The organism is Corynebacterium striatum (genome assembly GCF_016728105.1).
In the GTDB taxonomy this organism is placed as follows: domain Bacteria; phylum Actinomycetota; class Actinomycetes; order Mycobacteriales; family Mycobacteriaceae; genus Corynebacterium; species Corynebacterium striatum.
In genome coordinates this window covers 2,081,510-2,107,209 of record NZ_CP068158.1, presented here as the reverse complement: position 1 = coordinate 2,107,209, position 25,700 = coordinate 2,081,510, and the positions used below count along the sequence as shown (strand labels likewise).

Below are 25,700 nucleotides of genomic sequence, written 5' to 3'. Positions count from 1 at the left end.
CGTTTCTGCAATAAGCTCAAAAACTCACCTCAAAGCACGTGATCCTCGCCACAAGTTTTATTCGGACCTTTGAGCCAGAAGGAGAAAACACACCCCCTAAGGTAATCATCCTTAAGGTTGATTCGCGGGCGGCGCCGCGAGTCCCTCCCGCTCGCCTAATTCACCTGTTATAGGTGCGCCCAATGGGATTTCCGCATAAAAGAGAATACTTCAGTGAACTATTCCACCTTTTATTCAGTATTTTATTCACCCGAAAACCAAAGAAGTGGACGGCTCATAAAGCCGTCCACTTCCCTTTGAGGTTCCTAGTTCTTAGAAATCCCAGTCATCGTCAGTGGTGTCCTCAGCCTTGCCAATGACATAGGAGGAACCGGAGCCAGAGAAGAAGTCGTGGTTCTCATCCGCATTCGGCGACAGGGAAGACAGGATGGCCGGGGAAACGCGGGTCTCGTCAGCCGGGAACAGCCCCTCAAAGCCGAGGTTGTTCAGCGCCTTATTGGCGTTGTATCGCAGGAAGCGCTTTACATCCTCGGTCCAGCCGAGCTCGTCGTAGAGATCCTCGGTGTAATCAATCTCGTTGTCGTAGAGCTCGTAGAGAAGATCAAAGGTGTATCCCTTAATTTCCTCCTGCTTCTCAGCCGGCAGCTCGTTGTAACCATTCTGGAACTTGTAGCCAATGTAGTAACCGTGCACTGCCTCGTCACGGATGATAAGGCGGATGATGTCCGCGGTATTGGTCAGCTTCGCACGGGAAGAGAAATACATCGGCAGGTAGAACCCGGAGTAGAAAAGGAAGGACTCCAGCAGCGTGGAGGCGACCTTCTTCTTCAGCGGGTCTGCACCCTTGTAGTAAGACATTACGATCTTTGCCTTGCGCTGAAGATTCTCATTCTCTTCAGACCAACGGAAAGCATCATTGATCATTGGCGTGGAGGCCAGTGTCATGAAGATGTTGGAGTAAGACTTCGCATGCACAGACTCCATGAAGGCGATATTTGTATAGACCGCCTCTTCATGCGGGGTCTTGGCGTCAGGCAGCAAGGAAACCGCACCGACGGTTCCCTGGATAGTGTCCAGGAGGGTCAGCCCAGCAAAAACGCGCATAGTGGTCTGCTGCTCATGCTCGGTAAGCGTCTTCCAGCTCTGCAGATCATTGGACACTGGGACCTTTTCAGGCAACCAGAAATTACCGGTGAGGCGGTCCCACACCTCAGAATCTTTGTCATCCGGAACAGTGTTCCAGTTGATGGCTTTCACTGGCTCCGCATGGCTTGCGATGTACTCGTCATACTCGTGAGACAAGGGGCTTCCACCTCTTTATTTAAATGGACTCTAACTTGCTCAATCGTACTCAATCGACGGTCTAAACGCATTGCCACTGGTAGCCGTATCAACGCTCCATAAAGCAGCAATTGAGCAGATCTGCACCGCGCCTCGGCAGCCATTTCGACCCATTCCACAGAAGAAGGCTTCCTAACCCCCAGAATAAGCGGTAAATTGAACGCAATTCAATAGTTTTACAGCTCTTACGGGTAGTTAACATTGGCATCCCTTAGGATGTATTTACGTTTCATGGAAGGGGTGCCAATTCAAGGCCATTCTTTTCTTGATATGGATTTCGCATTCAATTGCCGGTAAGCGCTTTTAGTTTTCAAATTCTGCACAAGGAGGCCCCCTACCGTGGCTAATTCCAGCGAGTCTCCAGTTCCTCTGCTCACCGCCGTGCTCGATCAAATAGGGGCCGAAATTGTTAGCGGAACTATCGAAACCGGACAACGGTTTACCCTGCAAGATATCTGCGCGCGTTTCGACATTTCCCGTACCGTCGCCCGAGAGGCTATGCGTGCACTCGAGCAACTGCGCATGGTGTCTTCATCTCGCCGAGTTGGAATCACTGTGTTGCCGTTAAGTGAATGGGCCGTCTTCGATCAATCCATCATTAATTGGCGTCTAGCCTGCGAAAAAGGCCGACAAGAGCAGCTAGATTCCCTCAATCAACTGCGCCTTGCCATCGAGCCTATTGCCGCTCGTATGGCAGCTACCCGTGCCTCAGAGGCCGAGAAGCAAGAGATCGTGGAACTGGCAGATCGCCTCCACGAACTTGAGATCAACCCTTCCCGCCGAGTTGGCGAAGAGCTTGCGACGGACCTGCGTTTCCACAGCATGGTTCTATATGCTTCAGGAAACGAGATGTTCGCCGCTTTGACGCCTTCCCTTCTGTCGATGCTCAAGGGCAAGTCCGTCTTCGGCTCTGAAAAGCGAAACCCAATCGCCGGTACCTCCGATCTGCACCAGGACTTGGCGCACGCGATCCAGAATTCCCGCCCTGACGATGCCGAGCGAATTGCTCGTTCCATCCTCGACGAAGCACGCGCTAGCGTCGACGAGAACGCGTAAAGTCCATAGTTTCGCCGCAAAAGTCTCAACAAGACCAAATCACGCCCCCAGCCACTCACGGTGGTTGGGGGCGTGATTCGTTTGCTGATTAGACGCTGCCGATTTCTAGAGCATGCAGGAGACGCAGCCCTCGATCTCGGTACCTTCCAGTGCCATCTGGCGCAGGCGGATGTAATACAGGGTCTTAATCCCCTTTCGCCATGCGTAGATCTGCGCCTTGTTGATGTCACGCGTGGTGGCGGTGTCCTTGAAGAACAAGGTCAGGGACAGGCCTTGGTCCACGTACTTGGTGGCTTCAGCGTAGGTGTCGATGATCTTCTCGTAGCCAATCTCGTAGGAGTCCTTGAAGTATTCGAGATTGTCGTTATCCATGTGCGGCGCCGGGTAGTAGACGCGGCCGATCTTGCCTTCCTTACGAATCTCAATCTTCGAAGCGATCGGGTGGATCGAGGAGGTCGAGTTGTTGATGTAGGAAATCGAGCCCGTTGGCGGCACTGCCTGCAGGTTACGGTTGTAGAGGCCATGCTTGGCGACGTCCGCCTTCAGCGCCGCCCAGTCCTCAGCGGTTGGGGTGTGGATGGAGGAGGCGTCGAAAAGCTCCTGCACACGTGCGGTACGTGGCTTGAACTCTTCTGGATCGTAGCGGTCGAAGAACTCGCCAGATGCGTACTCAGACTGTGGGAACTCGGAGAAGTACTCCCCGCGTTCGCGAGCGATCTTGTTGGAAGCACGCAGCGCTGCGTACATGATTGCCGCGAAGTAGGCGTTGGTGAAGTCCAAGCCTTCCTCAGAGCCGTACTCGATGTGCTCGCGGCCCAAGTATCCATGCAGATTCATCTGGCCAAGGCCGATGGCGTGGGAGTCATCGTTACCCTTACGCACGGAAGGCACGGAGTTGATGGCGGTCTTATCTGCCACGGCGGTCAAGCCACGGATAGCAGTCTCAACGGTCAAGCCAAAGTCCGGCGAGTCCATGGTCATCGCGATGTTGAGCGAGCCTAGGTTGCAGGAGATATCGGAACCCATGGTTTCGTAGCTCAGGTCATCGGCGAACACGGACGGAGAGTTAACCTGGAGGATCTCCGAGCACAGGTTGGACATGTTAATCCAGCCGGTCTTGACCGGGTTGGCCTTGTTCACGGTGTCCTCGAACATGATGTACGGGTAGCCGGACTCGAACTGCAGCTCAGCAACGGTCTGGAAGAAGTGACGGGCGTTGATCTTCTTCTTGCGAATGCGTGGATCCTCGACCATCTCTTCGTAATGCTCCGTGATGGAGATGTCAGCGAAGGCCTTGCCGTAAACGCGCTCGACGTCATATGGCGAGAACAGGTACATATCGTCGTTCTTCTTGGCCAGCTCGAAGGTGATATCTGGGATAACGACGCCGAGAGACAGGGTCTTGATGCGAATCTTCTCGTCAGCGTTCTCGCGCTTGGTATCGAGGAAGTTCATGATGTCTGGGTGGTGGGCGTTCAAGTAGACCGCACCTGCCCCCTGGCGAGCACCCAGCTGGTTAGCGTAGGAGAAGGAATCCTCCAGAAGCTTCATGACCGGGATGACGCCGGAGGACTGGTTCTCGATGTGCTTAATCGGCGCACCGGACTCGCGGATATTCGACAGCAGCAGGGCAACGCCGCCACCGCGCTTGGACAGCTGCAGAGCGGAGTTGATGGAACGGCCGATGGACTCCATGTTGTCCTCGATGCGCAGCAGGAAGCAGGAAACCAGCTCGCCGCGCTGGGCCTTGCCGGCGTTGAGGAAGGTTGGGGTGGCCGGCTGGAAACGGCCAGTCATGATTTCATCAACCAAGTGCTCAGCCACGGTGGTGTCACCGTCTGCCAAGAACAAAGCAGTCATGGAGACACGATCCTCGAAGCGCTCCAGGTAACGGCGGCCGTCGAAGGTCTTCAGCGTGTAGGAGGTGTAGTACTTGTACGCGCCAAGGAAGGACTTGAAACGGAACTTGTAGGAGTAGGCGCGCTTAAACAGGGACTTGATGAAGTCAAAGTCATACTGCTCGAGCAGCTCCGGCTCGTAGTACTTGTTTTCCACCAGGTAACGCATCTTCTCTTCCAAGTCGTGGAAGTAGACCGTGTTCTGGTTGACGTGTTGCAGGAAGAACTGGTTCGCAGCCTCGCGATCCTTGTCGAACTGAATCTTTCCATTCTCGTCATAGAGATTGAGCAATGCATTCAGCGCGTGGTAATCCAGCTGTTCTTCTGGCTTTACTGGTTCGGCTACGGTCTTGCCCAATTGCGTGGTCACGGCTGATGGAGCCTTTCTCTTGAGGTGTGAAACAGCGCCGCAGCGCTGCTGGAGAAAATGGTGGAGAAAATATGTAAGGTAACTGGCCCGAGCCGTCTTGGCTCGATTCACAGTTACCTATTGTTCAAGGTTTAGGCCGCGGCGTCCAGCCCGAGGGCTGCCGCCTGGGAGATGAGGCCTTCCCTGCAGATCTTTACGTCTTCATCTGAGCCCATCAGCTCGAAGCGATAGACGTAAGGGACCTTGCACTTTGCGGAGATGACATCCCCCGCCTTACCGAAGTCTGCGCCAAAGTTACTGTTGCCGCCAGAAATGACGGCTCGAATCAAACCGCGGTTGTGCTCATTATTTAGGAATCGAATTACTTGCTTAGGTACCGGGCGCGAATTCTCGTGGCTAATGGAAGCGCCTCCACCGTACGTGGGGCAAACGAGGACGTAGGGCTCGTTCACGATAAGCGGCTCGTCATTCTTATACAAAGGAATGCGAGCGCTTGGCAGACCCAGTTTGTCTACAAAGCGGCGGGTATTTTCCGTCGCTGAGGAAAAATACACGACCAGCATTGCTTAACTCCTAGCGCAGCTGGTGCTTAGGCAGAAGCAGCGACGGTAGCCAGGGCCTTGATGCGCTCTGGACGGAAACCGGACCAGTGCTCACCGTTAGCCTCAACCACTGGAGCCTGGACGTATCCGAGAGCCATCACGTAGTCACGAGCCTCCTCGTCGAGGGTAACGTCCACGGAGGTGTACTCGAGACCTGCACGGTCGAGAGCCTTCTTGGTTGCGTTGCACTGGACGCAGGCTGGCTTGGTGTAGAGGGTGATGCTCATTTGGGAAGTCCTTTGACGCGATTTTCAGGTATGCAGTGTGCTGGGATTCTGGCCGAGCAGGTGCGCTTATCGCGCTCCCCTAAGCCCTCCGGAGCAACATCAACGACACTATACTTTGTGCCCAAAAGCCGCAAACGGCACTACATATAGTAGTTACATGCCTGATATTCCCAGGATGCAACCCGGCCACACCCCACATGTTGACCCGAGGGTCGATCAGCCCTGTAACTACACCGATGAGATTTCCTGCAGGTTTACCTGGCCGTAACCTAAAACTATGACCAAGAACACAATTAGCCCCTAAATTTTAACCCATAATTCACTCCAGCCACTCACGCACCACCTGCACCGCTTGCCGCCGGCGCCCCAGGAAGGCGTCGCCAAGCACAGTGCTCAAACGCCGCTCAAAAGCCGCCCAAACGCCGCCCAAACGTAGCCCAAAGCAAAAAGACGCCTCCCATCGAGACCGAAGTCCCGGGGAGGCGTCTGGAAGGTAAATCCTTTTACTCTTAGCCCTGGCGAGCCTTGAAGCGCGGATCCTTCTTGTTGATCACGAAGACCTTACCGTGGCGGCGAATAACCTGGGCGCCCGGCTTCTTCTTCAGCGACCGAAGCGACTTGCGAACCTTCATCGGGCGCTCCTTTCGTTATGCGCAAACATCATGCGGTTGAATAATTAAAGCGTGACCGAGATGATGCTCGGCCATGACACGAGGGAAAATATTACCCCACGCGCGCGCCATAACCAAAACACTGATTAATTAGCGTATCGCTCTTGCATCTCATCGCCCACATCCTCGAGGCTGCGCCCCATCGTTTCCGGGATGAGTAGCTTGGTGTAGGCAATAGCCAAGATGCCAAGAAAACCGAAGACCATGAAAGCAACCGGGCCAGTCAACCAGTCCACCATTGGCAGGAAGAACTGCGCCACCGCCCAGTTAGTCACCCACAGGGACAGGCCCGCGATGCCCATGCCAATGCCGCGCACCTCGACGGGTACGAGTTCCGAGATGAGCAGCCAGGTCGTTGGCGAGACCGCAGCTTGTTGGAAAGCAATGAATAGCGCCATGAACGCCAGCGAAACCAAAGCCATCGTGGTAGAGCCTTCGGCGAAGCGATAGGCGATAGAGAGCACCAACAAGGAAACCACATTGCCGATGAGGCCGATCATGAGCAGGCGCTTGCGCCCGATGCGGTCCACAGCCTTGAGCCCGAACCAGCAGGCAATGACGGAAACGGTGCCGATGAGGATCGAGGTGTAGACCGCGTTCGAGGTGGAAATACCCACCTGATTCATCATGGTCGGGGCAAAGTAGACAATCGCGTTTACACCCGTGATTTGCTGCGTGAGCCCCATGAGCATTGCGAGCAGGACGGTGACCTGGAGCCAACGCTCCCCTTTCAGGCGCTGCCACTCGCTACGCTTAACCGCTCCCCCAGCGGCTCCGCTATCCGCGGACCCACCCGTGCCGAGTTCCGTGCCGCGGATGCCCACGCGCGCAGCCAGCTTCCAGGCTTCATCGACTCTGCGTTTCTTCAGCAGCCACACCGGCGTATCGGGCAGGAAGAGCATGCCCACTGCCAGCAGCAGACCAGGGACTGCGGCAAGACCTAGCATCCAGCGCCAGGAGCCGGTTCCAGCCAGTGCGGAATTGACCAGGTAAGCCAGCAGCTGGCCCACCACGATCATCAAGGTATTAAGCGAGACCAAACGCCCGCGTACACGCGCCGGTGAGATTTCCGAAATGTACATCGGCGAGACAATAGATACCGCACCGACCGCCACGCCTAGAAACGCGCGCGCCAGGGCCAGCATAAATACGGAGTCGGCCAGGGCACACCAGATGGAGCCAAGGACAAAGACGCAGCCGCCGAGAATCAGCATCTTGCGGCGGCCCAACGCATCTGCCACGCGGCCAGCAACGAGCGCACCGAAAGCCGCGCCCACGAGCAGCATGGAGGTAACCCAGCCTTCTTCGTGGGAATTCATGTCGAACTCGGGGCCAATAAACAGAAGAGCACCGGACATGACGCCGGTGTCGTAGCCGAAGAGCAAGCCACCGAGCGCGGCAACGGTGGTGACGGCTTTGACGAAAGAATGATTTTTCACTCGTTTATCCTTACAGGCCGCTACCATGGGCGTCATGTCACAGACCGGAGCGCAACTGCAGCAAAACATCATAAAACACCTGGGTACAAAGCCCTTGATCGATCCAGAACAAGAGGTGGAGTCACGCGTCGAATTTCTCGCAGACTACCTTCGCAAGACTGGCGCGAAGGGCTTCGTGCTGGGGATTTCTGGCGGCCAAGACTCCACTTTGGCCGGCCGCTTGGCACAGCTTGCTGTGGCGCGCGTGGAGGGAACCCAGTTCTGGGCTGTGCGCCTGCCGCACGGTGTGCAGGCCGACGAGGACGACGCCCAAATTGCGTTGGACTTCATCCAGCCGGATCACCGCCTTACGGTCAACATTGCCCCTGCGACCAAGGAGCTTGACGACGCCGTCGCCACTGCACTCGGCAACTCTGACAACGGCGAGTTCAACCTCGGCGACTTTAACCGCGGCAACGTCAAGGCTCGCGTGCGCATGACCGCGCAGTATGCCATCGCCGGCGAGGTCGGCGCACTCGTTCTCGGCAGCGACCATGCTGCAGAGAACATCACGGCGTTCTTCACCAAGTGGGGCGACGGTGCCGCCGACCTGCTCCCACTCGAGGGGCTCAACAAACGCCAGGGCGCACTGCTGCTCCAGCACTTGGGTGCTCCTGAGTCCACCTGGAAAAAGATCCCCACGGCTGACCTCGAAGAAGACCGCCCACAGTTAGCCGACGAAGAAGCACTCGGCGTCTCCTACCCCCACATCGACGACTACCTCGAGGGCAAAGATGTTCCCGCGGCCGCACGCCAGCGCATCGAGGAACTCTGGTACCGCGGCGCACACAAGCGCATCATGCCGCGGGGCCCGCACACGCTGGCGCGCTAGCTCTCCCCCAGCGCTTCCAAAGTAGCCTGCGCTGCCGCACCCAATGGCCGGTAATACACCGGTCCGTGGGTGAGCGCGTGCACCGCCAGCGGATGCAGCTGATGCATCGGAATCCACGTCGCCACATCGTCCCCGGCACCGTAGCCGCGGAGGATGTCGTCGTAGAAGGGCGTTCCAAAAAGCTCCAGCATGGCTAGGTCGGTATACGGGTGACCGCCGTGCGCTGCCGGATCGATCATCACTGCACTATCTGCCGTGAACAGCACGTTTCCCGCCCACAAGTCGCCATGGATGCGGGCTGGGGACACGTCCCACTGCGTGCTACGGACGGCGTCGGCAGCCCGGCGCACTACGTCTGCGACGTCGCCTGGCAGATCCGTGCGCTCCACAAAGGGTAAAACGCGCTGCTCCACGTAGAACTCACCCCACTCGCTGGTGGGCGTGCAGTCCTGCTCGATTCGTCCGATGTAGTTCTTGCCTTCCCATCCCGCTGGCGGCGCACCAAATGCCGGGGCGCCTGCTTCATGGACCTCGCGCAGCGCCCTGCCGAACGCACGGGCAGCTTTCGCGGTTGGCGTCGCTTGCACAACACGCCGCGTGCTTATCGACGTCGCACTAACCCCCGTCACCTCTACCACCACGTCGGGGCGGGCTTCGGCCAGCCACCGCAGACCAGCGGCCTCGGCGCCAGCTTGGTCGGCGGTGCGCACTTTCTTGGTGTAAACATCCATGGCGCCCAGACTACCTAGGCCCAAAACCTGCATAACTGACAACGAAGCGCCCCACCAACGAGAAACTGACACCTTCGTTGGCAGATACGCAGATCCAATGCCAAAGCAGCGCCTCGGCCATGGGGAAAACAAAAAGAGAGGGCAGACATCACGGTCTGCCCTCTAGGTGGTGGAGCTAACGGGATTCGAACCCGTGACCCCCACACTGCCAGTGTGGTGCGCTACCAGCTGCGCCATAGCCCCAGAGTAGGTATTTAAATTGTGGTTGCTTCGCGTAGTTGCGATGCGGTGGAGCTAACGGGATTCGAACCCGTGACCCCCACACTGCCAGTGTGGTGCGCTACCAACTGCGCCATAGCCCCTCTTAGGAGGTACAACCGTGACGGTTGCAACTCGTTTAAATATATCGTTTAATGTTTCACCCAACCAAATCGCGCGCTTGAACAATATTTCTGGTGTTCAAGCGCGCAAATTTGAAAAGCAGAACAGCATCCAGCTAGATGCCGATTGTCCTGCACATTAGGCAGTGATCAGGGAGACCCACTCCATGATTGACTTGCCGGAGCCTTCTTCTGGGAAGTCCTTGCCATCCTTGATGATGCGCGGGGAGGAAACCGAGCCGGTGTCCTTCTCCAGCTTGTCGTAGTTGAACTTGGCCAGCTTGTTGCCATTCTTGATGTCAACGTTCTTGATGGAGTCAACCAAGGAGTCATCAGCACCGAGCTGCTTAGCAGCATCAGCAAAGTCTTCAAAGGACCACTGGTTAGCAACTTCCTGCTGGTTTTCCATCAGGTACTTGCGGAGGTTCCAGTAGGTCTTAACGTCACCGGCCTTGGCAATCTGCTCCATCGCGGCGGCAGCCTTAGTGGAGTGACCGGTGTTACCTTCGATATCCCTACCGTCGAGGAAGTTCAGGGTACGGACATGCACAATGAGCTTGCCCTCTTCGATGGCAGTCTTCATGTCGCCGTCGCTCGCAATAGCAAGATCACCGCAGTGAGGGCACGAGTAGTCCTCGTAGAGCTCAACCTCAACGGCGTCCTTCTTAGCGTCAGCAGCCTTGAGGACAACCGCGTTGTCGTCATACTCCATGTTCATGGAAGTTTCTTCAGTCGGCATATCGCCGAGGGCCTCGGTCTTTGCACCCTGACCCTTCCACACAATGAAGCCTATGACCACGGCGACGATGACGAGGAGGACACCAACTGCCCAGAGGAAGCCACTGCTTCCCTTCGCGTTAGGGTCCGAAACTTTTGTAGCTTTAGAAGCCATAGTGAATAAACCTAGCCTTTATGGGTTGCCCGCTCGCGCGGGTTTTGTTTCACGATCTCAACAGAGAATATACCCAACACACTGGGCATTTCCATCAGAAAAAACGTGACATTGGCAATGAATTGTCTTGGAAATCAGTGGGACTATGGGTGGAGTGCAAACTTCTTGAACGGACGCACCATCGTCCACACCATGAGGAAGATGTAGAAGGTATCGCGCAACAAGGTCATCATATAGTTCATAACCTGCGCATCCTGCTCCGGGTTTGCTTCAAAGCAGCCGCAGTCAATCCCAAGACCACGCAACCAAGCCTGACCAATTCCAATCATGAACAGCGCCAAAACGATGGTCCCCACCTTGGCGGAAGTCTTCAGGAACAAGCCGAGGAGCAAAAGCACTCCGCCGATAATCTCAAGCGGTCCGATGATGTTGGCCAGGTACCCCGACCATTCCAGGGTAAAGATTTCATAGGCCTTGATGGATTGCATTACGGACAGCGGTTCGCCAAGCTTGGCCACGCCGGCCTTAATCCAGATATAAGCCATATAGAAGCGAGCAAACGCACTGACGACGTCCAGAATCAGCTTCTTGTCAATTTTCTTGGTCACGCGATTTAGTTTAACCCTAAACTTCTAGGACTTGGGAAACGAGAGCCTGTGCTTCCTCTTGGACTTTCCTGAGATGTTCCTCACCGAGGAAGGATTCGGCATAGATCTTGTACTTGTCTTCCGTACCAGATGGGCGCGCGGCAAACCATGCATTTTGCGTTGTCACCTTGAGACCACCGATGGCCGCACCGTTGCCTGGCGCCTCCGTCAGCTTGGCAGTGATTTCCTCTCCGGCCAGCTCAGTGGCGGTAACCTGCTCCGGCGACAGCTTCTTCAGAACCGCCTTCTGCTCACGGTTGGCGGGGGCGTCGGTACGCGCATAGGCAGGCGCACCAAACTCTTCGGCCAGCTCCGCGTAGCGTTGCGAAGGGGTCTTTCCAGTCACCGCTGTGATTTCGGCCGCAAGCAGGTCCAAGATGATGCCATCCTTGTCAGTCGACCACACGGTTCCGTCAAAGCGCAGGAAGGAAGCACCCGCAGATTCCTCGCCACCGAAGCCGATGGTTCCCTCCACGAGACCCGGCACAAACCACTTGAAACCTACCGGCACCTCGACGAGCTCGCGGCCCAGCTTGGCCACCACGCGATCGATCATGGAAGAGGAAACCAAGGTCTTACCCACGCCGGCATTGCCCCAGTTGGGGCGGTGGCTAAACAGGTACTCGATAGCCACAGCGAGGTAGTGATTCGGGTTCATGAGACCAGCATCCGGGGTGACGATGCCGTGGCGGTCAGCGTCGGCATCGTTGCCGGTGGCGAGATCGTACTTGTCACGGTTGCCGATGAGAGAAGCCATGGCGTTCGGCGAAGAGCAGTCCATGCGAATCTTGCCGTCTGTATCCAGGGTCATGAAGCGGAAAGTTCCGTCTACCCCCGGATTAACCACGGTCATGTTGAGTTCGTAGTGCGCGGCGATTGCTGCCCAATAATCGACAGAAGCGCCGCCCATCGGGTCCGCGCCGATGCGCAGGCCAGACTTCTTGATGGCATCCATGTCCACCACGTTGCGCAGATCAGCCACGTAGTTATCCACGTAGTTGTGCTTGACGCAGCGCTCGTCGAGCACGCCGTCGACAGGCACGCGCTTGACGCCCTCAAGGTCAGCACGCAGGTAGTTGTTGGCGCGCTCCGCAATCCAGTCCGTGGCAGAGGTATCGGCCGGTCCACCAGTTGGCGGGTTGTACTTGAAGCCACCATCGCGCGGTGGGTTGTGGGACGGCGTAATCACGATGCCGTCGGTACCCGGGTGGGTGAGAATCGCGTGGGAGACAGCCGGGGTCGGGGTGTAGCAGCCGCGGTCATCGACGCGGACCTCGAGGCCATTAGCCAAGAGAACCTTCAAGGCCGAGACCATTGCCGGCTCCGAAAGCGCGTGGGTATCGCGACCGATAAAGATAGCACCGGTAGTCCCCTGCTCCGCGCGGTAGTCCACGATCGCCTGGGTAATCGCCAGAATGTGGTTCTCATTGAAGGCCGTATCCAACGCGGAACCGCGGTGGCCCGAGGTGCCGAAAGCTACCTGCTGATCCGGATTCTCCACATCCGGAGTACGGGTGTAGTACGCGGTGACCAGCTCAGCAATATCAATGAGGTCACTCGTCTGAGCCAACTGACCGGCGCGCTCGTGGGCCATGGGGGAGTCTCCTTAGACGTCTGCGATTAATTCTCCTGCCAAGCTTGCCCTTTCCCACATGATTTCGCAGCACTTTCAACCCCCACAAGGGGGAAAATGCGAACTCAAATCACTAACTCCCTTAACTGAATTTCTATTATGTAGTAGTTTCTCAGCATGGATTCAGTGCAAAATACTCTCGATACGGTGGGCGGTGTGGTCTGGGGACCCTTCGTCCTTATTCCGCTCCTGCTCGGTACTGGACTATGGCTGACCATCCGCCTCGGCGGCATTCAGTTCCGCACGCTCGGTCGTGCCCTGCGCCACGCCTTCGTCGACCACCCCGACGACAAGTCCGCCGAAGGCGATATCTCCAACTACCAGGCGCTTACCACTGCACTCGCCGCCACCGTCGGTGTGGGCAACATCGTCGGCGTCGCCACCGCGCTGTCCATCGGCGGCCCAGGTTCCCTCGTCTGGATCTGGGTCACGGGCCTCATGGGCATGGCCTCGAAGTACGCCGAGGCTTACCTCGGTGTCCGCTTCCGCACTACCGACTCCAAGGGTGAGCAGGCCGGCGGACCGCAGTACTACCTGAAACGCGGCATCAAAGGCCCACTCGGCACAACTCTCGCTACCGCCTTCGCCATCTTCGCAGTATTTGCATCCTTCGGTATCGGCAACCTGACGCAGGCCAACTCCGTGGCCACCAACATGGAATCCGCCTTCGGAGTCACCCCAGTAGCCTCCGGCGCGCTCATGTTCGTACTCGTCGGCGCAGTTCTTCTGGGCGGCATCCAGGCCATTGGCCGTATCACCTCCGCCTTCGTTCCGCTGATGATCATCATCTACGTGGTCGGCGGCCTCGTAGTCCTTATCGTCAACGCCGGCCAGATTCCAGAAGCACTGGGCCTCATCTTCACTGATGCCTTCACCGGCACCTCCGCGGCCGGCGGCTTCGTCGGTTCCTCCATCATCATGGTCATCCAATACGGTGTCGCCCGCGGTATCTTCTCCAACGAGTCTGGTATGGGTTCCGCCGCAATCGCAGCAGCTGCCGCCAAGACCCCGCACCCAGCCCGTCAGGCACTCGTCTCCATGACTCAGACATTCATCGATACGCTCATCGTCGTGACTATCACCGGCCTTGTCATCGTGGTGACCGGCGTGTGGGACATGGGACGCGACGAAGCCGGCATCATGACCGCCAAGGCTTTCGAGGCCGGCCTGCCCGGCCATTGGGGCGGCACTATTGTCTCCCTGTCCATCATCTTCTTCGCCTTCTCCACCATCGTCGGCTGGTCTTACTACGGCGAGCGTGCACTGTCCTCCCTCTTCGGCCGAGTGGCCACCATCCCATACCGCATGTTCTTCACCGTCGTCGTCTTCATCGGCGCGGTGACCGAGCTTGACGTCGTATGGTCCTTCTCCGACCTGGCCAACGGCCTCATGGCCATCCCGAACCTCATCGGCCTGCTTATCCTCTCCGGTCTCATCGCCCGCGAGACCAAGGCCTACCTGGAGTTCGATCCCAAGCTCAACAAGCCAATCGAGGACGTTGAGGAGTTCGTGCGCTCCCAGCAGATGGACTGGAAGTAACATGTAGGGCATGCCTCAAGCACTAGTAGTCGGGTCCGGCGCCGCACTTGGCGCCGTGGCCCGCTATTTTTTGTCCGCACTCTTAGGCGGCGGGATGTTGCCGCTGCTTATTATTAACATCTTCGGCAGCGCACTAATGGGCTATTTCAAGCCCAAGCCTTTCTGGGGCACGGGTGTGCTGGGAGGTTTTACCAGCTTCGCCACGTTCGCCTACCTCACCTCGGGCGCCTCCCCCGCCATCGCTGCGGGCTACGTGGTGGCCACGGTGCTTGGATGCGTGGGCGCTTACCTCATCGGTGACAAGGTGGCCCCACGATGACACTTTTCTATATCCTGTTTGGCGCTTTCTTAGGCGGCATGGGGCGCTACGGCTTCACCAAGGTGCTCCCCGCGCCGGTCTGTACCTTCGCTTCCAACATGTGCGGAGCGCTGGCAATCGGCTTGGCTTATGGCTTCGCCATGCTTGTCGACGCCCCCTTAGCCAACACCATCTATCCCCTCGCCATCGTAGGTTTCGCAGGTGGCCTTTCCACCTGGTCGACCTTGGCCAAGGAGCTAGGCGAAATGATCAAAAAGAAGAGGTACTGGAAATTCACCCAGTACCTCTTCTGGACCCTCGCCCTCGGCGTGGTCCTGGCTTGGCGCGGGGCCATGTGGGCCCCGCTTATCTACAACAACTTCTAGTCCGCAATGGCATCGAGTGGCGGCGTCTTCGATGCGCCCTGCGCTGGCCACAGTGCGGCGAGCACACCAACCACCGCGGAACCCACGAGCAGAATTGCCAGCATGCCCCACGGTACAACGGCGTTATTAAGGCCTTCATCTGCCAAGACCTTGATGAAGGACCAACCGAGTCCGAGGCCCATCAACATGCCCATGACCGCACCGAAGACGGCGATCTGCACAGACTCAAGCGTGATCATGGTGCGGATCTGGCGACGCTGGGTGCCCACCGCACGCAGCATGCCAATCTCCTGGCGGCGCTCGATAACGCCCAGCGTGAGCGTGTTGACGATGCCCAGCACCGCGATGATCACCGCGAGGGCAAGCAACGCGTAAAGGATGGACAGCATCTGGTTGATCATGCCAGCAGCTTCGCCGGCGTATTCTTCACCAGATGCAACCTGGACCACGACTAGATCCTTAACTGCCTCCTCGAGGTTGCCGCGCAGCTGCTCGAGATCCACGCCTTCCTCGCCGTTGACACCCACCATGGCGACCGTGATGGCGTCGGCAGGCACGAGCTCCTCGGCGCTCTTCTGGGATACCGCAAGTTTGGGCAGCATCTGGAAGTCCTCGTAGATGCCCTTGAGCTCCACCTTGGCGGACTTGCCAGGAATCGGGCCAGTCAATTTATAGGACTCACCGACTTTCCAGCCCTGCTTCTCCGCAGTGGTCTTATCAGCCACGAATCCGCCGTCGGCGATGTCCGTATCTCCCTGCGTCATCGTGAGTTTGAAGACATCGCTCGGATTGCCGCTGACCGTCTCAGTCATGGAATATTGCGGGCCATATTGCATCGAGGCCTGGCCATCGATCTCTACCGGAGCGGTACCCACCGTAACCACCTGACCCACGCCCTCGGCTTCTGCAGCGCGCTCGCTAGTCTCGGCCGGAGTCGGGAAATTGCCCTGGGATGGGCCGGAGAGCAGGTAATCGGCACTGATGTCCTTTTCCAGAGTATCTGCAACGGAAGACTTCATCGTGGCGCCAAGCATGCCGATCGCCGTCACCAGTGCCACGCCCAAGGTCAAAGCAAAGGCGGTAGCAGCGGTACGCCGTGGGTTGCGCTTGGAGTTAGTAGACGCAAGCTTGCCGACGGCCCCGAAAGGTGCACCGATGACTCTTCCCAAAGTAGGAACGATGGGCAGCGACAACGCCGGGCCTGCGAGGGCAAATCCCAGAATCAAATTGAGGGCTCCGAGGCCGACGAGGCTGGCTCGGATGCCGGTACCGGCGTCGATAAGCACACCCACCACAACGAAAATGGCGCCCAGCACCATGAGCAAACCGCCGATGATGGTGCGGACCTTCAGCGAGGAACCAGCGGCCGATTCGGTGGTACGCATTGCCTCGACGGGTTCCACCGTACCGGCACGGCGAGCCGGCGCCCACGCCGATACCACCGTGACCGCTGCGCCCAACAAAATGGGGACGATAATGGCGCTCAGGCTCAAGCCAAGGTTGCCATCCATCGGCATGCCCTGGGACTTCAGCACTGCCTTGATGATGGCCACCAAGCCCATGCCTGCGACGACGCCCACCGCGGAACCGATGAGGCCCACGATAAAGGACTCGACCACCACGGAGCGGGTGATCTGGCGGCGGGAGGCGCCAAGGGCGCGCAAGAGAGCGAATTCCTTGGTGCGCTGCGCGACGATCATCGAGAAGGTATTAGCGATGATGAAGGTGCCGACCAACAGCGCAATGAGGCCGAAGGCGATAAGAAAATAGTTCACGAACTTCAGCGCGGAAGAAATGGCGTCAGAGATCTCCTCGGCTAGCTTCTCGCCGGACTCTGCCTCGACGTCGTATGTCTTGTTCAGGTGGTTCACGAGTTGCTCGGGAGTTACACCTTCCGCCGCAGAGACCTTCAGCTGCCGGGGATTTCCATAGCGCTGCGCGAAGGCCTTGTTGTCCATCTGCAGTGTCAGCGCCTGACCTGCGTCGACAGCTGGCTTCTCGATGCCAACCACCTTCACCTCGTCACGCTTGTCCGGATGGACCACGATGAGCCTCTGCCCCACCGTGACACCAAACTTTTCTGCTGCGGAGTCATTGATGAGAACCTCGCCGGGGCCCTGCGGCGCCTCGCCCTCGACGATCTCGCCGTGCTCGCCCACGGTCTGGTCGGCCGGGTAATAGGGGCGCACGTGGGCAGTACCCCCGGAGGTCTGGAAGGCTTCTGCCTTGTCATTCGCCACAACGACCGTCTGGGCGCCTTCGATGTTAACGTTGCCCACCTTGGTGTCCTTGGCGAGCTCACTTCGCAGCTTCTCGTCCAGCTCTGGGCCCGAGTCCTTCTTGCTCACCGCAGCGTCCACGCCGGTGAAGCTGTTGGAGACCGCGGCATCAAACGTGTTCGAAAGCGAGTTGGTGAACATGAAGGAACCAGCGATGAACGCGGTGCCCAGCACCACCGCAAGGAGCGTCAGCGTAAGTCGCAGCTTATGCGCGATGATATTGCGCAAGGAGACCTTGCGCATAGTGTTGTTTTTTGCCATTAGCTCTCAATCTCCGCCATGACCTTGTGGATGGATTCCATGGTTGGGTTCTCTAGCTCATTAACGAGCTTGCCGTCGGCGAGGAAAATTACGCGATCTGCGTATGACGCCGCCTTAGCGTCGTGCGTCACGATGACCACAGTCTGATCATCCTGGTCAACGGCGGTACGAAGAATATCGAGCACTTCCGCCGAGGAATTGGAGTCTAGGTTACCGGTGGGTTCATCGCCAAAGATGATCTCTGGACGTGCCACGAGCGCACGCGCACAGGCGACGCGCTGCTGCTGACCGCCGGAGAGTTCAGCCGGCCTGTGGGTAAGTCGTTGTGCGAGCCCTAGACGCGTGGTCACTTCTTCAAACCACGCCTGGTCGACGTCCTTGCCCGCAATGTTCATCGGCAGAGTGATGTTTTCTGCAGCGGTGAGGGTAGGCACCAGATTGAAGGACTGGAAGATAAAGCCTAGACGGTCTCGGCGCAGCGCGGTGATCTCTTTATCCTTGAGCTGCGACATGTCCGTATCGCCGATGAAAGCCGAGCCGCTCGTTGCGGAGTCCAGGCCAGCCATTGTGTGCATCAGCGTCGACTTGCCGGAGCCAGACGGGCCCATGATTGCGGTGAACTTGTTGCGCTCGAATTCCACGTTGACATGGTCCAGTGCAGTAACTGCGGTATCGCCTTGACCGTATTGCTTGAATAGCTCGACGGCGCGGGCCGCTGCGCTGCTTGTTGGACTCATAAAGGGGTCTCCTAACGGTGAGGGATGAAATGAAACAAAACTATCTCCCCTACACTAGCGCCCCATAGGTAACACCGCGCACCTGCGGGTCACATTCCGGACAACCTTTATGGTCAACTACGACAAAACGATCGAAAAAGGGCTGGTCCCTGACGTTGTAGTCAGGAACGGGCCCTCCAGAAAGACGAAAAGAAGGAGCACTTCCCTTGTGGTGGGTTGTGCTCCTTCTTGTGTATTGAGTTGTTTTTGTTGTTTTATGTCGGCGGTAACTTACTCTCCCACAACCTCCCGGTTGCAGTACCATCAGCGCGGGCAGGCTTAGCTTCCGGGTTCGGAATGGGTCCGGGCGTTTCCCTGTCGCTATTGACCACCGACAAACTTTCGGGGCAGCAGAACTTTTGTGTTCTGGTGTACTCCGGTGTTGTGTCAGATACTGCATAGTGGACGCGAACACGTGTGTGTGTTTTCTTGTTTGTGCACGGTAGTGTCGTGTGTGTTTGTTTTGGTCTATTAGTACCAGTAGACTCCACACCTTGCGGTGCTTCCATGTCTGGCCTATCAACCCCATAGTCTTTAGGGGACCTCAAATGAAACCTCATCTTAAAACAGGCTTCCCGCTTAGATGCTTTCAGCGGTTATCCCTTCCGTACGTAGCCAACCAGCGATGCCCCTGGCGGAACAACTGGCACACTAGAGGTACGTCCGTCCCGGTCCTCTCGTACTAGGGACAGCCTTCTTCAAGTTTCAACGCGCGCGGCGGATAGAGACCGAACTGTCTCACGACGTTCTGAACCCAGCTCGCGTGCCGCTTTAATGGGCGAACAGCCCAACCCTTGGGACCTACTCCAGCCCCAGGATGCGACGAGCCGACATCGAGGTGCCAAACCATCCCGTCGATATGGACTCTTGGGGAAGATCAGCCTGTTATCCCCGGGGTACCTTTTATCCGTTGAGCGACACCACATCCACAAGTAGGTGCCGGATCACTAGTCCCGACTTTCGTCCCTGTTCGAGCTGTCACTCTCACAGTCAAGCTCCCTTGTGCACTTACACTCACCACCTGATTGCCAACCAGGCTGAGGGAACCTTTGGGCGCCTCCGTTACATTTTGGGAGGCAACCGCCCCAGTTAAACTACCCACCAGGCACTGTCCCCAACCCAGATCATGGGCCAAGGTTAAGGTATCCAATCCGATCAGAGTGGTATTTCAACAACGACTCCACGCGTGCTGGCGCACACGTCTCATAGTCTCCCACCTATCCTACACAAACCGAACCGAACACCAATACCAAGCTATAGTGAAGGTCCCGGGGTCTTTTCGTCCTGCCGCGCGTAACGAGCATCTTTACTCGTAGTGCAATTTCACCGGGCCTGTGGTTGAGACAGCAGGGAAGTCGTTACGCCATTCGTGCAGGTCGGAACTTACCCGACAAGGAATTTCGCTACCTTAGGATGGTTATAGTTACCACCGCCGTTTACTGGGGCTTAAATTCTCAGCTTCACCAAGCAAAGCTTGATTAACCGGTCCTCTTAACCTTCCAGCACCGGGCAGGCGTCAGTCCATATACATCAACTTAACGTCTTCGCATGGACCTGTGTTTTTGATAAACAGTCGCTTCCCTCTATTCTCTGCGACCCCACAACGCTTCCCACCGCAAAGAGTGTTCACGCCATAGGGTCCCCCTTCTCCCGAAGTTACGGGGGCATTTTGCCGAGTTCCTTAACCACAGTTCACCCGAACGCCTTAGTATTTTCAACCTGACTACCTGTGTCGGTTTGGGGTACGGGCCGAGTATATACATCGCTAGAGGCTTTTCTCGACAGTACGGGATCACCAACTTCACCAATTAAGGCTACGCATCACGTCTGAGCTAACAAGTGCGGATTTACCTACACCATCACCTACACGCTTACACCAACAATCCACTAAGCGGCATGGCTACCCCACTGTGTCACCCCATCGCTTGAACCACACATCAGGCCCCACGGCTTGCCACCATGTTAACCCCAAAGGGTCAACCACAGTAACGCACGGTGGTTAGTATCAGTGCTTTATCAGGGGCGCATATACTCGGGTACCAGAATATCAACTGGTTATCCATCGACTACGCCTGTCGGCCTCGCCTTAGGTCCCGACTCACCCTGGGAAGACGAACTTGACCCAGGAACCCTTAGTCATCCGGCGGGAAGGATTCTCACCTTCCAATTCGTTACTCATGCCTGCATTCTCACTCGCACACACTCCACGCCTCCTCACGGTAACGCTTCAACACGTGCACGACGCTCCCCTACCCAATAACAAAATATTATTGCCGCGGCTTCGGCGGTGTGCTTGAGCCCCACTACATTGTCGGCGCAGAACCACTCGACCAGTGAGCTATTACGCACTCTTTCAAGGATGGCTGCTTCTAAGCCAACCTCCTGGCTGTCTTCGCGATCCCACATCCTTTTCCACTTAGCACACCCTTAGGGGCCTTAACCGGCGATCTGGGCTGTTTCCCTCTCGACTATGAAGCTTATCCCCCACAGTCTCACTGCCGCACAACACATTAATGGCATTCGGAGTTTGGCTGACATTGCTAAGATTGTAGTCCCGCTCAACCAACCAGTAGCTCTACCTCCACCAAGCTAATGCGACGCTGCACCTAAATGCATTTCGGGGAGAACCAGCTATCACGGAGTTTGATTGGCCTTTCACCCCTACCCACAGCTCATCCCCGCAGTTTTCAACCTACGTGGGTTCGCGCCTCCACAGCATCTTACTGCTGCTTCACACTGGCCATGGGTAGATCACCCCGCTTCGGGTCCAGGACATGCCACTAAACACCCCATTAGGATTCGGTTTCCCTACGGCTACCCCACACGGGTTAACCTCGCGACATGCCGCTGACTCGCAGGCTCATTCTTCAAAAGGCACGCCATCACACACAAAAAGTGCTCTGACGGATTGTAAGCACATGGTTTCAGGAACTATTTCACTCCCCTCCCGGGGTACTTTTCACCATTCCCTCACGGTACTATCCACTATCGGTCACACTGAGTATTTAGGCTTACCGGGTGGTCCCGGCAGATTCACAGCAGATTCCACGAGCCCGCTGCTACTCGGGCAACCCAACAACCCACACACCATCATCTTCAGCTACAGGACTATCACCTTCTACGGCAGGCGTTTCCACACCACTTCACCTAACAACAATGCGCGGGCAGGACGTCAGTAGCCATCCTCATCAGGGCCCACAACACCGCACACACAACCCCTACCAGGTATCACATGCACACGGTTTAGCCTCATCCACGTTCGTTCGCCACTACTAGCAGAATCATTATTATTTTCTTCTCCTACGGGTACTGAGATGTTTCACTTCCCCGCGTAACCCCCACAACAGCTATGAATTCACTGAAGGGTAACACCCCATAACAGGTGCCAGGTTTCCCCATTCGGACATCCTCGGATCAACGCTCAATTGACAACTCCCCGAGGCTTAACGCAGCCTTTCACGTCCTTCATCGGCTCAGCATGCCAAGGCATCCACCATGCGCCCTAAATAACGAACACACAACCAACACAACAAACAAACAACATAGGGCACAAACCCCAACGCTGCTGCCCATCGTGCCGGCGTGAACTACACAAAACACAAAGAATATAAGAAATTACACATCCCAAACAACAACACACAAAGCATCATTGCTTGGGGATGCTCGCGTCCACTATACAGTTCTCACACAACACCCCAACCACCAACAACAACCACACATCAAAGAATCCATGACCGTATCAATGACTGGGCAACACCAGGACAATAATGCCCCAGACACCCAACAATGCACCAACATACACACCACCACACAACACACACAGTGCCATGCGGCTGGCCTACCACTTTGAAAATAACCAGACTGTTTAAGGTATGTCTCCACCCGATTAAACAAAATTGCTGGCAGTACAACACGCGTGTACTCAACCAACACACCCACAACTGTGGGCACAAAAATAATGCTCCTTAGAAAGGAGGTGATCCAGCCGCACCTTCCGGTACGGCTACCTTGTTACGACTTCGTCCCAATCGCCGATCCCACCTTCGACAGCTCCCTAACGAGTTTGAGCCACTGGCTTCGGGTGTTACCAACTTTCATGACGTGACGGGCGGTGTGTACAAGGCCCGGGAACGTATTCACCGCAGCGTTGCTGATCTGCGATTACTAGCGACTCCGACTTCATGGGGTCGAGTTGCAGACCCCAATCCGAACTAAGGCCGGCTTTCAGCGATTCGCTCCACCTCACAGTGTCGCTGCGCGTTGTACCGACCATTGTAGCATGTGTGAAGCCCTGGACATAAGGGGCATGATGATTTGACGTCATCCCCACCTTCCTCCGAGTTGACCCCGGCAGTCTCTCATGAGTCCCCAACCAAATGCTGGCAACATAAGACAAGGGTTGCGCTCGTTGCGGGACTTAACCCAACATCTCACGACACGAGCTGACGACAACCATGCACCACCTGTATACAAACCACAAGGGAGGACGTATCTCTACGCCTGTCTTGTATATGTCAAGCCCAGGTAAGGTTCTTCGCGTTGCATCGAATTAATCCACATGCTCCGCCGCTTGTGCGGGCCCCCGTCAATTCCTTTGAGTTTTAGCCTTGCGGCCGTACTCCCCAGGCGGGGCGCTTAATGCGTTAGCTACGGCACAGAAGACGTGGAAGCCCCCTACACCTAGCGCCCACCGTTTACGGCATGGACTACCAGGGTATCTAATCCTGTTCGCTACCCATGCTTTCGCTCCTCAGCGTCAGTTACTGCCCAGAGACCTGCCTTCGCCATCGGTGTTCCTCCTGATATCTGCGCATTTCACCGCTACACCAGGAATTCCAGTCTCCCCTACAGCACTCAAGTCAGCCCGTATCGCCTGCACGCCCGGAGTTAAGCCCCGGAATTTCACAGACGACGCGACAAACCACCTACGAGCTCTTTACGCCCAGTAATTCCGGACAACGCTCGCACCCTACGTATTACCGCGGCTGCTGGCACGTAGTTAGCCGGTGCTTCTTATACAGGTACCGTCACTTACGCTTCGTCCCTGTCGAAAGGAGTTTACAACCCGAAGGCCTTCATCCCCCACGCGGCGTCGCTGCATCAGGCTTCCGCCCATTGTGCAATATTCCCCACTGCTGCCTCCCGTAGGAGTCTGGGCCGTATCTCAGTCCCAATGTGGCCGTACACCCTCTCAGGCCGGCTACCCGTCGACGCCTTGGTAGGCCATTACCCCACCAACAAGCTGATAGGCCGCGAGCTCATCTTGCACCGAAAAAACTTTCCACAACTGACACTAAACAGCTGTCCTATCCGGTATTAGACCCAGTTTCCCAAGCTTATCCCGAAGTGCAAGGCAGATCACCCACGTGTTACTCACCCGTTCGCCACTCGAGTACCCGCAGCAAGCTGCAGGCCTTTCCGTTCGACTTGCATGTGTTAAGCACGCCGCCAGCGTTCGTCCTGAGCCAGGATCAAACTCTCCACAAAAAATTTCAGCACAAAAGCCAAAAAATCAGGCCGTGAAAAGCCCAAACCTAACAAAAAGACAAACCAACCAAACACCCATCACAATGAATGCCTAATTTGGCTGGCAAATCCAAAAATTACTATACAAAGAAAAATCACAACCACCCCCAACCCGACGGGGCAAAATAAAGGGGGCAGTCAAACCACAAAAAATGATTCACGCAATCTCAATGCATACCAAATAAACAAACTTAATTATTTACAATCGCGCCCCAAAAGGCCCGATCCGGCACACACCACACCAACCAAACACCTAGCCCGGTCAGCACAATCACGATCACCACAAAGTAGTAAAAAGTACATTGGCACACTATTGAGTTCTCAGACATCATCACCACACAACAAACCACCACCACCTAAATGGCAACAGCTCATCATGAGCAAAAAATTATTTTCGTCAGGGCCTGTTTTCCTCCCGCCACTTCAGCCAGTCACAATGTGACTGTGGGGCGCTGTCGGTCGCGCTGACTCACATAAAGTTACACACCACACCCAACCAACACAAATCCCCAGCACACAACGCCTTTTGGCGTGCATGCTGGGGAGTGAAAGAGCCGTCGTCAAGCGTTTAATAAAGCTCCGGCTCTTGGGTGCGCTCGATGGTAGCTCCTAGACGCTTCAGGTTCTCCACAAAATTGGGATAGCCGCGGTCGATATGAAAGACGTCATGCACCGTAGTCACTTCATCCGCGCACAGTGCGGAGAGAACCAAGCCGGCGCCCGCGCGAATATCGGAACTCCACACATGCGTGGACGACAGCCTTTCCTGGCCACGGATGACCACGTGGTGACCGTCCACCTGTGCATCGGCGCCAAGGCGCAGCATCTCGTCCACGAAGCGGAAGCGGGACTCGAAGACGTTCTCGGTGATGATGGTGGTGCCGTCCGCAATCGCAGAAAGACCGATGGCCATCGGCTGCAAGTCAGTGGGGAATCCCGGGAAAGGCAGAGTCTGATAGTCCACCGCTACTGGACGCTTGCGCATGCAGACACGGAAACCGTTGTCATAAGCCTCGATTTCCGCGCCGGCGGACTTCAGCTTCTCCAGTGGCAGATGAAGGTGGCGCGGAGCGATTCCACCGACCGTAATGTCGCCCTGCGTCATAACCGCCGCATAGGCCCACGTGCCCGCAACGATGCGATCTCCGATGACCTTATGCTCGGTTGGATGCAGCTTCTCCACACCCCGAATCGTGATGGTAGAGCTTCCCTCCCCCTCGATATTTGCACCCATCTCCTTGAGCATCGTGCACAGGTCGACGATCTCGGGTTCGCGCGCTGCGTTGTGAAGAACGGTCTCTCCATCTGCCAAAACTGCGGCGGTAAGGATATTTTCCGTAGCACCCACCGAAGGGAAGTCGAGCTTGATGCTTGCACCATGAAGTCCATCAGCTTCCGCAACCACAGCACCATGTTCAATGCGTGTGCGGGCACCCATCTTTTCCAGACCCGATTGGTGCATGTCGAGAGGTCGCGAACCAATAGCGTCTCCGCCAGGCAGCGCTACCTTGGCATGACCACACCGAGCAGTCAGTGGGCCGAGCACGCAAACTGAAGCGCGAAACTGCCGGACTGCATCAAAATCAGCATTAGACTGTGGTTTCTTTGGGACCGTGATGGAAACGACGGAGCCGTCAATTTCCACTTCACAGCCGAGACCTTCAAGAACTTTGCACATCAGGGGCACATCGAGGATTTGCGGACAGTTGGTCAGCGTCGTAGTGCCCTCTGCGAGAAGGGCTGCGGCCATGAGCTTGAGAACGCTGTTCTTGGCGCCATCAACCACAACCGTGCCTTCGAGTCGAGCACCGCCGGAGACAATAAATTGGTCTTTCACATCTCCCTAAACTACCGGATGCCCCTGAAAAACTTCTGCG

Annotated in this window: 19 protein-coding genes, 2 tRNA genes and 3 rRNA genes; 6 read left to right on the top strand and 18 right to left on the bottom strand. The window is 56.5% G+C overall.

Annotation, left to right across the window (positions count from 1 at the left end; translation table 11 throughout):
* Nucleotides 1-312: 312 nt before the first annotated feature.
* Complete coding sequence (gene nrdF, locus I6I72_RS09845) at nucleotides 313-1,302, bottom strand: class 1b ribonucleoside-diphosphate reductase subunit beta (protein ID WP_005531098.1); 990 nt, start codon at nucleotides 1,300-1,302, stop codon at nucleotides 313-315.
* Between the two features lie 378 nt (nucleotides 1,303-1,680).
* Between nrdF and I6I72_RS09840 the strand changes: the two genes are divergently transcribed.
* Nucleotides 1,681-2,397, top strand: a complete 717-nt coding sequence (locus tag I6I72_RS09840) for a FadR/GntR family transcriptional regulator (protein WP_034657391.1) — start codon at nucleotides 1,681-1,683, stop codon at nucleotides 2,395-2,397.
* 105 nt (nucleotides 2,398-2,502) lie between these two features.
* Here the strand turns inward: I6I72_RS09840 and nrdE are convergent, their stop codons facing one another.
* The 5 genes from nrdE to I6I72_RS09815 form a co-directional block, all read right to left on the bottom strand.
* The gene (gene nrdE, locus I6I72_RS09835; RefSeq protein ID WP_005531102.1) at nucleotides 2,503-4,665 is read right to left on the bottom strand and encodes a class 1b ribonucleoside-diphosphate reductase subunit alpha; all 2,163 of its coding nucleotides are present in this window, start codon (nucleotides 4,663-4,665) and stop codon (nucleotides 2,503-2,505) included.
* A 131-nt stretch (nucleotides 4,666-4,796) separates the two neighbouring features.
* Nucleotides 4,797-5,228 (bottom strand): class Ib ribonucleoside-diphosphate reductase assembly flavoprotein NrdI, encoded by a 432-nt coding sequence (nrdI, locus tag I6I72_RS09830; RefSeq protein WP_005531103.1) that lies wholly within the window; start codon nucleotides 5,226-5,228, stop codon nucleotides 4,797-4,799.
* Between the two features lie 26 nt (nucleotides 5,229-5,254).
* Nucleotides 5,255-5,494: a glutaredoxin-like protein NrdH gene (gene nrdH, locus I6I72_RS09825; protein WP_005531104.1), complete on the bottom strand. Its 240-nt coding sequence runs from the start codon at nucleotides 5,492-5,494 to the stop codon at nucleotides 5,255-5,257.
* Between the two features lie 509 nt (nucleotides 5,495-6,003).
* The gene (gene ykgO / locus I6I72_RS09820; protein WP_003847162.1) at nucleotides 6,004-6,126 is read right to left on the bottom strand and encodes a type B 50S ribosomal protein L36; all 123 of its coding nucleotides are present in this window, start codon (nucleotides 6,124-6,126) and stop codon (nucleotides 6,004-6,006) included.
* A gap of 125 nt (nucleotides 6,127-6,251) precedes the next feature.
* Nucleotides 6,252-7,631 (bottom strand): sugar porter family MFS transporter, encoded by a 1,380-nt coding sequence (locus tag I6I72_RS09815; RefSeq protein ID WP_049145158.1) that lies wholly within the window; start codon nucleotides 7,629-7,631, stop codon nucleotides 6,252-6,254.
* Here I6I72_RS09815 and nadE point away from each other — a divergent pair.
* Nucleotides 7,630-8,475 carry an ammonia-dependent NAD(+) synthetase gene (gene nadE, locus I6I72_RS09810; RefSeq protein ID WP_149721480.1) on the top strand — a complete coding sequence of 282 codons (846 nt, stop codon included), beginning with the start codon at nucleotides 7,630-7,632 and terminating at the stop codon, nucleotides 8,473-8,475. The two genes, I6I72_RS09815 and nadE, sit on opposite strands and share 2 nt — an antisense overlap.
* Here nadE and I6I72_RS09805 read toward each other — a convergent pair.
* From I6I72_RS09805 to I6I72_RS09795, 3 genes are all read right to left on the bottom strand, one after another.
* A complete protein-coding gene (locus I6I72_RS09805; RefSeq protein WP_192831356.1) occupies nucleotides 8,472-9,206 on the bottom strand; it encodes a fructosamine kinase family protein in 735 nt (244 codons plus the stop codon). The genes nadE and I6I72_RS09805 overlap by 4 nt on opposite strands.
* Nucleotides 9,207-9,373: 167 nt before the next feature.
* Nucleotides 9,374-9,449: transfer RNA gene (locus I6I72_RS09800), tRNA-Ala, on the bottom strand.
* A gap of 46 nt (nucleotides 9,450-9,495) precedes the next feature.
* Nucleotides 9,496-9,568: transfer RNA gene (locus tag I6I72_RS09795), tRNA-Ala, on the bottom strand.
* Between the two features lie 17 nt (nucleotides 9,569-9,585).
* Here I6I72_RS09795 and I6I72_RS09790 point away from each other — a divergent pair.
* On the top strand, nucleotides 9,586-9,729 hold the full coding sequence (locus I6I72_RS09790) for a hypothetical protein (protein WP_160310049.1): 144 nt from the start codon (nucleotides 9,586-9,588) through the stop codon (nucleotides 9,727-9,729).
* Here I6I72_RS09790 and I6I72_RS09785 read toward each other — a convergent pair.
* From I6I72_RS09785 to pgm, 3 genes are all read right to left on the bottom strand, one after another.
* Nucleotides 9,726-10,478, bottom strand: a complete 753-nt coding sequence (locus I6I72_RS09785) for a DsbA family protein (protein ID WP_049145164.1) — start codon at nucleotides 10,476-10,478, stop codon at nucleotides 9,726-9,728. The genes I6I72_RS09790 and I6I72_RS09785 overlap by 4 nt on opposite strands.
* A 143-nt stretch (nucleotides 10,479-10,621) precedes the next feature.
* Nucleotides 10,622-11,086, bottom strand: a complete 465-nt coding sequence (locus tag I6I72_RS09780; RefSeq protein ID WP_005532189.1) for a MauE/DoxX family redox-associated membrane protein — start codon at nucleotides 11,084-11,086, stop codon at nucleotides 10,622-10,624.
* A gap of 16 nt (nucleotides 11,087-11,102) precedes the next feature.
* Complete coding sequence (gene pgm, locus I6I72_RS09775; protein ID WP_201806812.1) at nucleotides 11,103-12,719, bottom strand: phosphoglucomutase (alpha-D-glucose-1,6-bisphosphate-dependent); 1,617 nt, start codon at nucleotides 12,717-12,719, stop codon at nucleotides 11,103-11,105.
* Between the two features lie 156 nt (nucleotides 12,720-12,875).
* Here pgm and I6I72_RS09770 point away from each other — a divergent pair, with 156 nt between their 5' ends.
* From I6I72_RS09770 to I6I72_RS09760, 3 genes are read left to right on the top strand one after another with little or no spacing between them, the layout of a single operon-like run.
* Nucleotides 12,876-14,297, top strand: a complete 1,422-nt coding sequence (locus I6I72_RS09770) for an alanine/glycine:cation symporter family protein (protein ID WP_049062432.1) — start codon at nucleotides 12,876-12,878, stop codon at nucleotides 14,295-14,297.
* Between the two features lie 10 nt (nucleotides 14,298-14,307).
* Nucleotides 14,308-14,616: a fluoride efflux transporter family protein gene (locus I6I72_RS09765; protein ID WP_046645824.1), complete on the top strand. Its 309-nt coding sequence runs from the start codon at nucleotides 14,308-14,310 to the stop codon at nucleotides 14,614-14,616.
* Nucleotides 14,613-14,981 (top strand): fluoride efflux transporter FluC, encoded by a 369-nt coding sequence (locus I6I72_RS09760; RefSeq protein ID WP_005532180.1) that lies wholly within the window; start codon nucleotides 14,613-14,615, stop codon nucleotides 14,979-14,981. Before I6I72_RS09765 ends, I6I72_RS09760 begins: the two co-directional genes overlap by 4 nt.
* Here I6I72_RS09760 and I6I72_RS09755 read toward each other — a convergent pair.
* The 6 genes from I6I72_RS09755 to murA form a co-directional block, all read right to left on the bottom strand.
* Nucleotides 14,978-17,521: an ABC transporter permease gene (locus I6I72_RS09755; protein WP_201806810.1), complete on the bottom strand. Its 2,544-nt coding sequence runs from the start codon at nucleotides 17,519-17,521 to the stop codon at nucleotides 14,978-14,980. The genes I6I72_RS09760 and I6I72_RS09755 overlap by 4 nt on opposite strands.
* The gene (locus tag I6I72_RS09750; protein WP_046645826.1) at nucleotides 17,521-18,258 is read right to left on the bottom strand and encodes an ABC transporter ATP-binding protein; all 738 of its coding nucleotides are present in this window, start codon (nucleotides 18,256-18,258) and stop codon (nucleotides 17,521-17,523) included. The genes I6I72_RS09755 and I6I72_RS09750 overlap by 1 nt, the downstream gene beginning before the upstream one ends.
* A gap of 257 nt (nucleotides 18,259-18,515) precedes the next feature.
* A 5S ribosomal RNA gene (rrf, locus tag I6I72_RS09745) occupies nucleotides 18,516-18,633 on the bottom strand.
* Nucleotides 18,634-18,749: 116 nt separating this feature from the next.
* Nucleotides 18,750-21,814: ribosomal RNA gene (locus tag I6I72_RS09740) — 23S ribosomal RNA — on the bottom strand.
* A gap of 452 nt (nucleotides 21,815-22,266) precedes the next feature.
* A 16S ribosomal RNA gene (locus I6I72_RS09735) occupies nucleotides 22,267-23,784 on the bottom strand.
* Together the 16S, 23S and 5S rRNA genes form the textbook arrangement of a ribosomal RNA operon.
* A 607-nt stretch (nucleotides 23,785-24,391) precedes the next feature.
* Nucleotides 24,392-25,660 (bottom strand): UDP-N-acetylglucosamine 1-carboxyvinyltransferase, encoded by a 1,269-nt coding sequence (gene murA, locus I6I72_RS09730; RefSeq protein WP_049147011.1) that lies wholly within the window; start codon nucleotides 25,658-25,660, stop codon nucleotides 24,392-24,394.
* Nucleotides 25,661-25,700 lie beyond the last annotated feature (40 nt).

Excerpts from the sequence above, each read along its gene's own strand:
- nrdH (WP_005531104.1), bottom strand. The coding sequence starts at position 5,494 with ATGAGCATCACCCTCTACACCAAGCCAGCCTGCGTCCAGTGCAACGCA.
- I6I72_RS09770 (WP_049062432.1), top strand. The coding sequence starts at position 12,876 with ATGGATTCAGTGCAAAATACTCTCGATACGGTGGGCGGTGTGGTCTGG.
- I6I72_RS09815 (WP_049145158.1), bottom strand. The coding sequence starts at position 7,631 with ATGGTAGCGGCCTGTAAGGATAAACGAGTGAAAAATCATTCTTTCGTC.
- I6I72_RS09755 (WP_201806810.1), bottom strand. The coding sequence starts at position 17,521 with ATGGCAAAAAACAACACTATGCGCAAGGTCTCCTTGCGCAATATCATC.
- nrdI (WP_005531103.1), bottom strand. The coding sequence starts at position 5,228 with ATGCTGGTCGTGTATTTTTCCTCAGCGACGGAAAATACCCGCCGCTTT.
- I6I72_RS09765 (WP_046645824.1), top strand. The coding sequence starts at position 14,308 with ATGCCTCAAGCACTAGTAGTCGGGTCCGGCGCCGCACTTGGCGCCGTG.
- I6I72_RS09750 (WP_046645826.1), bottom strand. The coding sequence starts at position 18,258 with ATGAGTCCAACAAGCAGCGCAGCGGCCCGCGCCGTCGAGCTATTCAAG.
- I6I72_RS09785 (WP_049145164.1), bottom strand. The coding sequence starts at position 10,478 with ATGGCTTCTAAAGCTACAAAAGTTTCGGACCCTAACGCGAAGGGAAGC.
- ykgO (WP_003847162.1), bottom strand. The coding sequence starts at position 6,126 with ATGAAGGTTCGCAAGTCGCTTCGGTCGCTGAAGAAGAAGCCGGGCGCC.
- I6I72_RS09760 (WP_005532180.1), top strand. The coding sequence starts at position 14,613 with ATGACACTTTTCTATATCCTGTTTGGCGCTTTCTTAGGCGGCATGGGG.
- nadE (WP_149721480.1), top strand. The coding sequence starts at position 7,630 with ATGGGCGTCATGTCACAGACCGGAGCGCAACTGCAGCAAAACATCATA.
- pgm (WP_201806812.1), bottom strand. The coding sequence starts at position 12,719 with ATGGCCCACGAGCGCGCCGGTCAGTTGGCTCAGACGAGTGACCTCATT.
- I6I72_RS09805 (WP_192831356.1), bottom strand. The coding sequence starts at position 9,206 with ATGGATGTTTACACCAAGAAAGTGCGCACCGCCGACCAAGCTGGCGCC.